The 12,841-nt window shown below is 58.7% G+C and carries 10 protein-coding genes and 2 rRNA genes; 8 read left to right on the forward strand and 4 right to left on the reverse strand.

Annotated elements, in window-relative coordinates; all coding sequences use genetic code 11:
* The 5 genes from E4021_RS00005 to E4021_RS00025 all read left to right on the forward strand — a co-directional run.
* A 23S ribosomal RNA gene (locus E4021_RS00005) occupies positions 1 to 263 on the forward strand; the annotation flags it as partial.
* 247 nt (positions 264 to 510) lie between these two features.
* Positions 511 to 623: ribosomal RNA gene (gene rrf / locus E4021_RS00010) — 5S ribosomal RNA — on the forward strand.
* A gap of 345 nt (positions 624 to 968) precedes the next feature.
* A complete protein-coding gene (locus E4021_RS00015; protein WP_168797395.1) occupies positions 969 to 2,468 on the forward strand; it encodes a S8 family peptidase in 1,500 nt (499 codons plus the stop codon).
* Positions 2,469 to 2,484: 16 nt separating this feature from the next.
* The gene (locus E4021_RS00020; RefSeq protein WP_136455845.1) at positions 2,485 to 3,261 is read left to right on the forward strand and encodes an SDR family oxidoreductase; all 777 of its coding nucleotides are present in this window, start codon (positions 2,485 to 2,487) and stop codon (positions 3,259 to 3,261) included.
* Between the two features lie 9 nt (positions 3,262 to 3,270).
* Positions 3,271 to 3,825 (forward strand): hypothetical protein, encoded by a 555-nt coding sequence (locus E4021_RS00025; protein ID WP_136455846.1) that lies wholly within the window; start codon positions 3,271 to 3,273, stop codon positions 3,823 to 3,825.
* Here E4021_RS00025 and E4021_RS00030 read toward each other — a convergent pair.
* Positions 3,822 to 5,093 carry a cation:proton antiporter gene (locus E4021_RS00030; RefSeq protein WP_211096939.1) on the reverse strand — a complete coding sequence of 424 codons (1,272 nt, stop codon included), beginning with the start codon at positions 5,091 to 5,093 and terminating at the stop codon, positions 3,822 to 3,824. The genes E4021_RS00025 and E4021_RS00030 overlap by 4 nt on opposite strands.
* A gap of 122 nt (positions 5,094 to 5,215) precedes the next feature.
* On the opposite strand from E4021_RS00030, the gene E4021_RS00035 reads away from it, so the two are divergent.
* A complete protein-coding gene (locus E4021_RS00035; protein ID WP_136455847.1) occupies positions 5,216 to 6,358 on the forward strand; it encodes an aminotransferase class V-fold PLP-dependent enzyme in 1,143 nt (380 codons plus the stop codon).
* Between the two features lie 146 nt (positions 6,359 to 6,504).
* Here the strand turns inward: E4021_RS00035 and E4021_RS00040 are convergent, their stop codons facing one another.
* Complete coding sequence (locus tag E4021_RS00040) at positions 6,505 to 7,098, reverse strand: hypothetical protein (RefSeq protein WP_136455848.1); 594 nt, start codon at positions 7,096 to 7,098, stop codon at positions 6,505 to 6,507.
* Between the two features lie 305 nt (positions 7,099 to 7,403).
* Between E4021_RS00040 and E4021_RS00045 the strand changes: the two genes are divergently transcribed.
* Together E4021_RS00045 and E4021_RS00050 are read left to right on the forward strand one after the other, a co-directional pair.
* Positions 7,404 to 8,306, forward strand: coding sequence for an AraC family transcriptional regulator (locus E4021_RS00045; RefSeq protein ID WP_246050181.1), 903 nt, complete (start codon positions 7,404 to 7,406; stop codon positions 8,304 to 8,306).
* A 21-nt stretch (positions 8,307 to 8,327) separates the two neighbouring features.
* Positions 8,328 to 9,647 carry a DEAD/DEAH box helicase gene (locus tag E4021_RS00050; protein ID WP_136455850.1) on the forward strand — a complete coding sequence of 440 codons (1,320 nt, stop codon included), beginning with the start codon at positions 8,328 to 8,330 and terminating at the stop codon, positions 9,645 to 9,647.
* Positions 9,648 to 9,657: 10 nt separating this feature from the next.
* Here E4021_RS00050 and E4021_RS00055 read toward each other — a convergent pair whose 3' ends face one another.
* Both E4021_RS00055 and fdhD read right to left on the reverse strand, forming a co-directional pair.
* Positions 9,658 to 11,949, reverse strand: a complete 2,292-nt coding sequence (locus E4021_RS00055; protein ID WP_136455851.1) for an FdhF/YdeP family oxidoreductase — start codon at positions 11,947 to 11,949, stop codon at positions 9,658 to 9,660.
* 10 nt (positions 11,950 to 11,959) lie between these two features.
* The gene (gene fdhD, locus E4021_RS00060; protein WP_136455852.1) at positions 11,960 to 12,814 is read right to left on the reverse strand and encodes a formate dehydrogenase accessory sulfurtransferase FdhD; all 855 of its coding nucleotides are present in this window, start codon (positions 12,812 to 12,814) and stop codon (positions 11,960 to 11,962) included.
* Positions 12,815 to 12,841 lie beyond the last annotated feature (27 nt).

A 12,841-nucleotide genomic window follows, 5' to 3' on the forward strand; every position in this document is an offset into this window, starting at 1 on the left:
GCGTAGGAATATTGAGGAGATCTGTTTCCAGTACGAGAGGACCGGAATGGACGTATCTCTAGTGTACCGGTTGTGGCGCCAGCTGCACTGCCGGGTAGCTATATACGGCACGGATAAGCGCTGAAAGCATCTAAGCGCGAAGCCAACTCCAAGATGAATATTCCCTTGAGGGTCGCAGAAGATGACTGCGTTGATAGGCTGTAGGTGGAAGTGTGGTAACGCATGGAGCCGAGCAGTACTAATCGCCCGACAGCTTCCTTTATTTTTTCTTCGAAATGGGTTTTTGGTAGGGTTGAATCRACCGTTCCTGGGACTTATGAGTATTGAAAAAAGACGGCAGCACGCTTGAGAGAAGGGAACAAGTATTTCCTTCGCAAATTTTAACGGTCTTTGGTTGATCCGGATTGATCCCGGTTAAGCCGTACAAAAGGACTGAAGCTCTCTTATCGAACTTGTTGATCGTTATCAAAAGAAACGACCGCGGGCGCGCAAGCGTCRGYGGACAAAGACTTTGGTGGCTATTGCGGGCAGGATCACCTCTTACCATTCCGAACAGAGAAGTTAAGCTGCCCAGCGCCGATGGTACTTGGGCTTGACCCCGGGAGAGTAGGTCGCCGCCAATTTTTTCTGAAAGCCTCACCGCGACCCCGCGGTGGGGCTTTCTCCGTTGGTACAACGCGGTCTCCCGACCGCGCCAGCACCACGCGGTCGCCGACCGCGCCAGTACAACGCGGTCTTCCGACCGCGCCAGCACAATGCGGTCTCCAGACCGCGGTAGTACAATGCGGTCTCCAGACCGCGAAAGAAAAATGCGGTCTCAGACCGCGAAAAACGCAAGCGGTCTAATACCGCGCCACCCCAGCCACCAAAACCCCCCGCCACTCCCCAGCGTTGGATAAATGACCTACGTCGATTATCCCACCCCCCGCCGCAGGCAAAGCCCTATATTTAAGAAAATCTATCGTTCCATGCTTCTGCTCACCGCCCTCGCCCTGTCAATCTGGTTCTGGCGCCGAAACCTGAAGGACGCATTCCTGTGGATGACGCTGACCTACCTCGGGGTGGGACTTATCGCCTGGGCGGATTTCAGCTCCGTTTCCGTAGCCGCCAATGCCTTCCCGAAGATCCTCAAGGATTTCATTATGCTCGGCATGGTAGGCTTCGTGCAGTCTATGGCGGTCCGCAAACAGATTTCCGTGTGGAGCGCGGTTATCCTCATCTTCGCCATGTTCGCCGCCGTTCATTACCTGGAGCAGTTGATTGAAGTGGAGGAGGGAAAAGCTTTAACCCAGAAAGATATTCCTGCGGCCATCAGTCAGTTGGTAGAGGTAAAGGAGGGTGCCACCTTCGATGAACTGGAGGACTTCGCCGCGCGGCAGAGATTGGAGCTGGAGCGGGCATTCTTCCCGGAAGCAGCCTCCGAAACCTTGCTCGATAACTACTTCGTCCTGTCAGGCACGCCGGCCAATTCGGATTGGGAAGCCGCACTTGCCACCCTCCCCACGGTAACCTACTGGGAGCCTAATGAGACCATCCAGGTGGAACCGTTCATCGATCCCGTTGAAACAAAAATCCCCGCAACGACCAATTCGCTGAGCATCAACGATCCTTTCACGAGTGAGCAGTGGGCTATGGAAGTGTTGCACATGGACGAATACTACCAGCTGCTGCACCGCCAAACGCCGCGCAAGATGGCCCGGGTGGTCATCCTCGACACCGGGATAGACGGAGATCACGAGGACCTCGTTGACAATTACACCTCCATAGAAAGCAAATACGATAACGACCCACACGGACACGGGACCCACTGCGCGGGTATCGCTGCCGGCGTAACCAATAATGGACTGGGTATTGGCAGTCTTGCCGGATCGGGCGACAGCCCCTTCGTGGCGGTAAGTTCCGTAAAGGTGCTCAGCTCAGGAGGTATGGGCACCCAAAAAACAATCATCGCCGGCATCATCGAGGCGGTTGATGAAGGAGCCGACGTAGTCTCCCTTAGCCTCGGAGGCCGCAGCACGCAGAGTAGCCAGCGGGCCTACAGCGCGGCCGTGGAGTACGCACACAAGCGGGGAGCCATCGTAGTAGCTGCGGCGGGCAATTCCAATCGCGACGCCAAAGACTTCGCACCCGCGAACGCCAAAGGCATCATCACGGTCAGTGCCATCGACCAGCTGTTGCTGCGGGCCCCCTTCAGCAACCGCACGGAAAACATCCAAATGGCCATCGCTGCCCCCGGCGTTGGTATCTACAGTACTATACCCGGGAATGGATACAAGAGTTACAGTGGTACCAGTATGGCCTGTCCTTTCGTGGCAGGACTGCTCGGAGTCATGAAATCGCTGGATCCGGACCTGGATCATCGCCGCGCCTACGCGCTATTGCACAATACCGGTCGGGAATCTACCGAAACCCGGATCACCGGCCGCATTGTGCAGCCGGCGGCCGCTCTCGCCGCACTTTTGCGGTAATGCGTACTTTGACGCGATGGATCTAGGACTAACCGGAAAAACGATTGCTGTAGGTGGTGCTACCAGCGGCCTGGGTAAAGCCATCGCGGAAAGACTCATTCTTGAGGGTGCCACCGTTCTGGGCATTGCCCGAAGTCATCAGACCCTGGAAGAAATGCAGACCGTCCACGGAAAAGCTTTCATTCCGGTCATGGCCGACCTCTCCGACAGCAGAGCCGTGGAGACCGCGGCGATCACCATGAACGATCACCAGATTACGGGCTGCGTACTGAATTCGGGAGGGCCACCACCCGGTCGGGTGCAGGAACTTTCCCTCGACGATTGGGATGCAGCCTACCACAGTACCCTCAGATGGAAACTCCAACTGACCCATGCTTTACTGCCATCGATGCGGGAGCGGGGCGGCGGCAAATTCATATACCTGGAGAGCGTCTCCATCAAGCAACCCATCGATAACCTCGTCCTGAGCAATGTCTTCCGGGCGGGTGTGGCGGGTTTTGTAAAAACCCTCAGTCGGGAGGAAGGCCCCAATGGGATAACCGCAAACATAGTGGCGCCCGGCTACCACGACACCGATCGGATCAGCACTGTGCTGGACAAGGCCGCGCAACTGCAAAATATCGACCGCGGTACCATCGAAAAGGAATTTTTAGCGGAGGTACCCCTTGGCGCCCTCGGCCAACCCAAGGATTTTGCCGGCATGGTGGCTTTTCTCCTGTCGCCGTTCGCCCGGTACATCACGGGTCAGACGATCACCATCGACGGGGGCATGGTACGTTACATTACGGGTTAAGCGATTGTCATGAATATATTCTATCTCGGCACTCCGGACCCGGATTTTGTATCCGGTACTTGGGCAAAGCCGCCCCGGCCGCTCGAGTCGCAGCCGCTCTATGAGGTAGACGCGCTTTTCGTTTTTGCCGGTGCCGACCTCTCCCTTGAAGAACAGCAAATCTGCCAACTCGTGGAAAGAAGCGGCCGGCCAGTGGTGCGCGTAGGTGCCGTAAAGGTTCCCCTGCACCGGGGAGCTATATCCAATATTCTGATGATACGGGAATATGCCGTCGCCGATCAACTTTCCTTCAGGGCCTGGTTGGACAGCCGTCCCCGCACCAATTACCAGAGCATCGACTGCTCTTTCTATGACCGGATAGAAGCGGCCATCGTTGCCGGTTTACCGATAGAGATCACGTTCCGGCAAGGCGACGGCGAAGTCACCTCTTTGAACTGCTCGTTGAAAGACAGGAAGACCATTAATAAGGAAGAATATGTCCAACTGGAAGGGGGAGAGTGGATTCGGCTCGACCACCTTGTTTCTCTCGGTGGAACCCTCGTAGCCAACGGTTGTACGGTCTAGCTGGATCGCAGCGGCCGACCCATTTTTCGGTCAACCCAGTTCATGACCGGGGTCACGCTGAAGCCATGCAGGAAGATGGATACCAACATGGTGAAATTGACGATCGACCAAATGCCGTCGATGGAAGGGAAGATTTCCGAGTTGTGGGCGTAGCTCAGATAGTACAGCGAACCGACCCCGCGAATGCCAAAGTAACTGATGGCCAACTTCTCCACCCAGGGTAAGCGGGAGGGAAGGAAACTGATGATGCCCGCCAGGGGCCTGACCACCAGTAGCAAAGCAAGGCCTACCATGGCGCCCGCCCAGGTTAGGTCCATAAGCCCCCCAGTACCGATGATTCCGCCGAAGGCAATGAGGAATATGCCGAGGACGGCCTGTTCTACCTGATCGGCAGCCGCGTAACTCTCTTTTTCGGCCTCCTTGGCGGCGTCGTCGTGGCGGATGCGGCGGCTGGCTACCGAGGCCACGAAAACAGCCAGGAATCCGTAGCCTTCTACGATTTCCGTAAGCGAATAGGTCAGCAGGGTAGCGGCGAGCACGAAGAAGCCCTCTTCGATTTCGGTTTCCCGTACCTCCGCCATCTTGTCCTTGAATTTGAAGAAGATGTAGGCCATACCTTTTCCGATGGCGTAACCCATCAGGGCGCCCATACCCACGCGGTAGCCGAAGTCCCACCAGGCCCACTGCATCAGGGCCGTTCCAACCGACTGGGCGTCCACCAGGGTGATCGCGAGGTAGACGAAGGGAAAGGCCAGGCCGTCGTTCAGCCCCGCTTCCAGGGTGAGTCCGAAGCGGACCTCATCCTCCGGGGCGTCTTCGTTCGGTGGCCCTACCTGCACGTTGGCCGCCAAAACGGGATCGGTAGGGGACAGCACGGCCCCCAGCAGGATGGCACTGGCCGGGGCAAGGCCCACCCACCACCACCCCAGAAAGGCGACCGCCGCAATCGTAAGGGGCATGGCAATCCCCAAGAGATAAAATCCCGCACTCCAGTTCTTAAATGAGGGCGTTCGGTCGAGTTTGAGGCCGGTGGCGGCCAGACTGACAATCACGATGAACTCCGTGATGTACTCCATCAGCCGACGGTCGAGGCGCGCGTCCTCGGGGTTCATCAGGGGGAGTTCGAGCGGCAAGCTGAAAACCACAAACCCGAAAGCCACATAGATGATGGGCAAGCTCACCATCTGGTTGCGGATCAAACTCGGCAGGATGAAGGTGCCGAGTAACGCAAGGCCGGCCAGCAGCAAGAGAAGGATGTGTGTAGTCAATGCGGGGGTGGGGGATTTGTGTGGTTCAAACCACGGGAACCAAACTTGGTTCGTGAGCCACCGCACCTTGCTTACCTTGTCGGCCGGGGCACCTGCGTGCCCCCCCAAATACCAAAAAGCGTATGGAATGTCTTGCTGATCTGTTCTCCCTGCAGCCGGGAGAGGCCTACCTGAATGGCGCCAGCCGCTCCCCCCAACTGAAGGCCGCCGCCGATGCCGCTCGCGCCGCCCTGCGCTGGCGGGAAGAGAACAGTGGTATGCCGATCGAGGCTTTTTTTGGTCCGGTTGAGCAACTGCGCCGGTCCTTCTCCAAGCTCATCAACGGAGAAGACCCCGACCGGGTGGCCCTGATTCCGGCGGCCAGTTACGGCATCGCTACCGCGGCCAAAAATCTCCCCCTGCGGCGCGGGCAGCATATCATCGTCGTGCAGGACCAGTTCCCCAGCAACTATTACGCCTGGCATCGCTTGTGCGCGGACGCGGGTGCCACCCTTCGGACGATCGCCCGACCCGATGGTTCCGGCACCTGGTCGGAGCGGGTACTGGAGGCCATCGACGAGAACACTGCCGCGGTGGCCATCGCCCAGTTACACTGGTCGGACGGGACCGTTTTTGACCTTGAAGCGATCCGTGAGCGCACCGACGCGTTCGGCGCCTGGCTCATCGTTGACGGTACCCAGTCGATCGGCGCTTACCCCTTCGACGTGCAGCGGATCCGGCCGGATGCCCTCATCGCGGGGGGCTATAAATGGTTGCTCGGACCCTACGGCTGTGGCTATGCCTATTACGGGCCGCGGATGGACGACGGCATTCCCCTGGAGGAGAACTGGATCAACCGCGCGGGCAGCCACGATTTCACCCGACTGGCCGACTACCAGCACGCCTACCGCCCCCTGGCCGCCCGTTACTCCGTCGGAGAGCACAGCAATTTCATTGCCGTACCCATGCAGCAGGCCGGTCTGGACTTGCTTAACCGGTACGGCCCTTCGGCCCTGCAAGCGTACACGCGGAACCTTTGGGATTCAATCGGTGGCGAATTGGGAGAATTGGATATAGAACTGTCCGGCGATCGCGCCCACCATTTAATCGGGCTACGCCTGCCAAGCTCCGTGAATATGGCGAGCCTTAAACAGGAACTAGAACGGCGCGACGTCTCGGTAAGCTACCGCGGTGACCTGGTCCGCGTATCACCCAGTTGGTACAACCGACCGGAAGAAATGCACCGCCTCGCGGAAGCCCTGCGGGCGGCGGGTGGGAGGTCCTGACTCGGGGAATGGCTTATTCCGCGCCAGTTGTCGCGTGCTTCCGGTGCCTGGTCGCAGTTACTGCAGCGACCCGAATCGGGCAAACACAAAAAAGCCCCTCCACCGAAGTGAAGGGGCGAAACTTAAAGTCGATCATGCAAAAATTCTTACTTCACGTCGAGGCGTGTGGTGTATGCGTTGATGTTGGGTGCGTAAACCGTTACGTAGTACTGGCCGGCGGGCAGTTTTTCGAGGTTGTAGGCACGCTGGACGGTAGTGGTGGAGGTTAGCTCATCGTTGATCAACTCGTTGCCTACCTGGTCGGAGAGACTAACCTTGACGTTGCCGCCTTTTGGGTTGAGGTAGTTAATCGTAAGCCGGTCGTCGTCCAGTTTTACCCGGGGGAAGAAGTCGCGGGTGGCGAGAGCGGGGTCAGCCTGGATACCTTCCTGTTTGACGGTCAGGGGCTGAATGGTCTGTCCGAGCGCATCCTTTACCACTACGCGGTATTCGCCGCGGGGGAGGGCCGACAATTCAAACCGGGTATTGAGGTAACTGCCGGGCGCAAGCTGGGCCGTGTGGAGCACTAAACCTTTAGCGTCAATGATTTGTACAGTAGTTTGGTCCTCTACCGGGACGGCCGTCCGCATCGTAACCGTATGCGAAGTTGGGTCAGCCTGGACGATCAGGTCAATTGGATTGATCGATGCGAACAGTGATACGCTGAAGAGGATGAGAAATAGGGATAAAGACGTTTTCATGGTAAAAAATTGAGGGGTTGATAAATACTTTTCAGTTTTCGCGGTAACCGTAGATCGGCCCACCGCACATGATCAACTCCTTATACCACAAAGGTCGGGGGTCCCGGCCTCCATCTGAGCGCATAAATTGTCGAGGGGAGCGCACATATTGACCGGTCAGGAGGGCACGGATAAAATGTGCGCATTTCGGGATAATTGGCGGCTATCCCGCCCCGTAACCAACCCGTCGATTCGGGTGTTTTATCTCCCTTACCGGCCACCGCTTTCGGCCTTATCTTGCTTTTAGCCTTATTCAACCCCAAATTATGGAGACTATCTCCCAGCCTGTTCGTGAAAGGGTTACACCCGTTCCCGGCACTTCTTTCCTGGTCAAGCACTACGCCGAACCGAAGAAGAGGGTCAACAAACTCCCCAAGTGGCATTACCATCCGGAACTGGAACTGGTCTACGTCCGCGGGGGCCATGGCCGGCGCCACGTCGGCAGCCACATCAGCCACTTCCAGGATGGTGAGCTCATCCTGATCGGCTCCAACCTGCCGCACCTGGGGTTCACCGACCGCATGACCAATAATGAGACCGAGACCGTGGTGCAGTTTGCGCCCAGTTTCCCCAACTATGAATTCCTGGACCTGCCGGAACTGCGGAAGGTGAAGGAACTCATGCACCGTGCCCGCAATGGCATCAGCTTTCTCGGTACCACGCGTACCGTGCAAGGCTCCCGGGTGGAGCGCCTTATTCACCTGCCGCCCCTTGGCCGCCTCCTGCTGCTGGTCGACATCCTGAACGAACTGGCCCAGAGTGAGGAATACGAGAGCCTTAATGCCGAAGGGTTCCACCTAGAAGTAGAGACCCACGGCTACGAGCGGTTCAACCAGGTACAGGAGTACATCGGGGCCCACTTCGACCGCGACATTTCACTTGACGAGATATCCGGGGTAGCGGCCATGACCGTACCCGCCTTCTGTCGGTACTTCAAGAAGACAACCGGCAAGACCTTCGTCACCTACCTGAACGATTTTCGCATTGTGTACGCCTGCAAACTGCTGGCTGACGACCACAGTACGGTACAGAACGTCGCCTTCGACAGCGGCTTCAACTCCGTCAGTCAATTTAACCGTGCCTTCAAGAAGCACACCGGAATGACCGCAACGGCCTACCGCAGCAAGTTCCGGCTGAACGTCATCGGACACATCCCGGGTTACGAGTAAGCCCCGCTGTATCTTGTGCCGATGACCTTTGCCGACCTCAACCTATCCAAGTTTCAGCTTTCCGCCCTCGAAGACCTGGGTCTGCACACCCCGACGCCGATTCAGGAACGGGCCTTTCCGGTCATCATGTCGGGCCGCGACGTGGTCGGTATTGCCCAGACCGGGACGGGAAAGACGCTGGCCTACCTGCTGCCCCTGCTCAGGAAATGGACCTTTCAGAAGCACCCCTATCCCCAGACCCTCATTATCGTTCCCACCCGCGAACTGGTGGTGCAGGTCGTGGAGGAGATTGAAAAGCTTACCGCCTACCAGAACGTGGTCACTGTTGGCGTTTACGGTGGCGTCAATCTGAAGGTCCACGCCGCCGCCGTCGAGCAGGGTTGCGACTTCGTGGTGGGCACGCCCGGACGTCTGTACGACCTGATCGTTACGGGCAGCCTGAAATTCAGGGCCCTTAAACAATTGGTTATCGACGAGGTCGACGAACTACTGGAACTCGGTTTTCTGCCGCAGCTGACCAAGATCCTCGAGCTGCTTCCGGAACGCCGGCAGAACCTTCTCTTCTCCGCCACCATGGTGCCGGAGGTGGAAGCCATCATTGATGCCAGTTTCAACTTCCCCGAGACGGTAGAAGCCGCCCCCACCGGTACCCCGCTCGACAATATCGTCCAGTACGGCTACCGCGTGCCCAACTTCAACACCAAGGTCAACCTGCTGCGCTACCTGCTCGCCGATGCCACGACCTATCACCGGGTACTGGTATTCACCCCCGGCAAACGGTTTGCCGATTTGCTTGCCGAGCAACTGGAAGACGACTTCCCCGATCAGCTCGGGGTCATTCACGGAAACAAGAGCCAGAACTACCGCTTCAACAGCCTGGAGAAATTTCAGTCGGGAGAGCACCGGGTCCTCATCGCTACCGACCTGGTGAGCCGTGGTCTGGACCTGAGCGACGTGTCCCACGTCATCAACCTCGATACGCCCGAAATACCCGAAAACTATATCCACCGCATTGGTCGTACCGGGCGGGCCGATAAGGAAGGCATTGCCATCACCTTTACCACCGAAGCCGAGGTGGATGACCTTGAAGCCATCGAGTCGCTCATGGACCGCCAGTTGCAGGTTCTGCCGATGCCGGAAGCGGTAGCCGTTTCGGACGAGCTTATCCCGGAGGAGATGCCGCAATCCCAGCAGCCGATTATCGAAACCAAAATCGAGGTCAGCGACCAGGGTGCCTTTCACGAAAAGAAGGAAACCAACAAGAAGCGGCCGATGACCCGTCAGGAATTACAGGAGTACCGCCGCCGGAAAAAAGCCAGGGGCCGGAAGAAACGGAAATAGGTCAGTTCATTTATTCCTGCACCTTCGGTTGAAGTTGGATTCGCACGCGTACCGATTTGCTGATCGGGCAGTTGCTGCCGCGCGCCGTCACCCCACTTGGCACCAGGATATTGGCCTCCGGAAAGTACATCGCCACGCATCCCCGGGGGATGGAGTAGGGGACCAACTGGAAAGTATGGGCCTTGCGTTCAACTCCCTCGTAGTTACTCACCACGTCCACTACCGCACCCGCTTCCGCGCCCAGTTGGTCCAGGTCATCCTGGTGGATCAGTACGATGCGCCGTTCGTTGTGGATGCCCCGGTAACGGTCGTGCAGCCCATAGATCGTCGTATTGTATTGGTCGTGGCTCCGCACGGTTGTCATGAGGAATTCCCCGGGCGCCAGGCGATGGGGTGTCAGTTCGGTCGCCGAAAACCGGGCCTTGCCCGTTTCGGTCTCGAAGTGGCGTTCGCGTGGACCGTTAGGCAGGTAGAAGCCCGCCGACTCCCGCACTTTCTCATTGTAACCCTCGAAACCGGGTATACAGGCGGCAATGGCGTCGCGGATGAGGTCGTAATCCTTGCGGTATTCCACCCAGGGCACCCGGGATTCAGGCAGGGTATGCCGCGCCAGTTCGCACACGATCGCGCACTCGCTCATCAGGTTCATATCCTCGACCTCCAGCACGCCTTTACTTAGTTGCACTACGCCCATGCTGTTCTCGCAACTGACGAACTGCTCCCCGCTGGCCTGCAGATCTATTTCCGTCCGACCCAGACACGGCAGGATCAGGGCTTCACTGCCGTGCACGAGGTGACTGCGGTTCAGCTTGGTGGAGATGTGAACGGTCTGGTCACACTTGCGCAATCCGCTGGCGGTAAGCTCGGTGTCCGGCGTCGCACTGACGAAGTTTCCCCCCATGGCGAGGAAGAACTTCACGCGGCCGGCTTCCATGGCGTGCATGGCCTTTACCACGTCATAACCGTCTTCGGTGGGTGGCTCGAAGTGGTAGTGCTCGCGGAGCGCCTCGGCCAGCTCGGGCTTCAGTTTGTCCCAGATGCCCATCGTACGGTCGCCCTGTACGTTGCTGTGGCCCCGCACGGGACAAATGCCCGCCCCGGGCCTCCCGATGCTGCCCTTGACCAGGAGCAGGTTGACCAGTTCCTTGATGGTATCGACGCTGTTTTCGTGCTGGGTCAGGCCCATGGCGTAGCAGATGATGATTCGGCTGGAACCGTGGATCAGGCCGGAACTTTCCTCGATTTCGTCGCGCGTCAGACCGGTATTGGCGATGCACGCCTCGAGGTCTGTCCGCTCCATCATTTCGGCGAAGGCGGCGTAATCGGAGGTGTGCTCACGGATGAATGCGCGGTCGAAATATTTGCCCGGCGACCGTTTTTCCCGGTCGTACAAAATCTTGAGCCAGGCACGCAGCAGCGACTGGTCTTCATTGACTTTAACCTGCAAGTACAGGTCGGTCAGGTCGGTGCCCCGGGTAGCGATTTTCAGCGGCCGTTGGGGATTGACGAAGCGCATCAGTCCGGTTTCCGGAAGGGGGTTGACGCTGATCATGCGTCCGCCGTTTTCCTTCATTTTTTCCAGGGCGGAGAGCATGCGCGGGTGATTGGTACCCGGGTTTTGGCCCATGCAGATGATCAGGTCGGCCTGGTGGATGTCTTCCAGGGTCACGCTGCCCTTGCCGAGTCCGATCACCTCGGCCAGGGCCAGGCTGGTGCTTTCGTGGCACATATTGGAGCAGTCGGGCAGGTTGTTGGTTCCGTACTGTCGCACGAAGAGCTGGTACAGGAATGCCGCTTCGTTGCTGGTCCGGCCGGAGGTGTAGAACACCGCCTCGTCCGGTTCAATCGATCTGAGCTTGTCGGACATCAGGCCAAAGGCTTCCGCCCAGGTTACCGGAGTATAATGGGTGGCGCCGGCGCGCAGGTGCATGGGCTGGGCTATGCGGCCGCTTTTGCCTAGTTCGTAATCCGTCCACTGCCCGAGTTCGGCTACGGCGTGCTCGGCGAAGAAATCGGCCCCAATGCGGCGTTTAGTGGCTTCCTCAGCGATGGCCTTGACGCCGTTTTCACAGTATTCGGCCATGGGGGCGCGGCTGCCGTCGGGGTCGGGCCAGGCACAACCGGGACAGTCGAAGCCCCCCTTCTGGTTGAGCCTGGCAAGGGTTTGCAACCCCTCGCCCAGGTGCATGTGCTCCGTAACGTGCTTGAGGGAGTACCGCAGGGCGGGCAGGCCGGCCGCGACGGAAGAGGGGGATTTTATTTCGAGGCCGGTAAGGCGCTCCGGGGTGCGTTCGCTGGACATGGTCAGTGGGTTAAGGTTGCGTCGGGGCGGATCCGGCGGCAGGTGGGTTAGAAGAAACTCGCTCGGGGTGGGTATAACAGTTCAGGGAGCGTGGGGTAACGAATCCGCACAGGGTAATGCCCTGGTCTTCGGCGAGTTCGACGGCCAGGGTAGAGGGGGCACCCACACTCAGCACACAGCTGATACCGGCCATGGCGGCCTTCTGGAGCAACTCAAAGCTGGCGCGCCCGCTGAGGACCAGTACCGACCGGTGCAGGGGTAAACGGTCCAACTGGTAACAATGGCCGATCAGTTTGTCGAGGGCGTTGTGACGGCCGACGTCTTCGGCGAGGTGCAGCAGTTTCCCGGACAGATCGAACAACCCCGCGGCGTGTATGCCACCCGTCTGGTCGAAGAGACGCTGGGCATCCCGCAGACGGTCGGGCAGGGTATAGAGAAGTTGGACGCCGATGCTCCAGCTTTGTGCGTCGTCCGGAAAGGGAAGCGACTGATATACCTGGTCGATTGAGGTTTTGCCGCAGACCCCGCAGCTGCTGGAGGTGTAGGAGTGCCGGTCCAGGGGTCGAAGATTCAGGGGCAGGCCCACGGGCCACGGCAGTTCCACCGTATTGCCCGGCTCCTGCGCTCCGCCGGCCGCAAAATGCCCGGTGGGAAGCAGCCCTTCTGTAAACAGGAATCCGAGCGCGAGATCCAGGTCGCGCCCAGGCGTACGCATGGTAACCGCCGCCACGCGTCGGCGGCCCCCGTGCAACAGGGCAATCTCCAGGGGCTCCTCACTGGCCAGCACGTCACTGACCCGTTCCGCTGCGGAACCGGAGAACCGGTGGACGGTCCGTGTTTTACTGCCGGGAGAATTAGGGGCCATGGGGGAGCGGCGTATCTTTGCGACCAA

The organism is Neolewinella litorea, from assembly GCF_004803465.1.
Lineage (GTDB): Bacteria > Bacteroidota > Bacteroidia > Chitinophagales > Saprospiraceae > Neolewinella > Neolewinella litorea.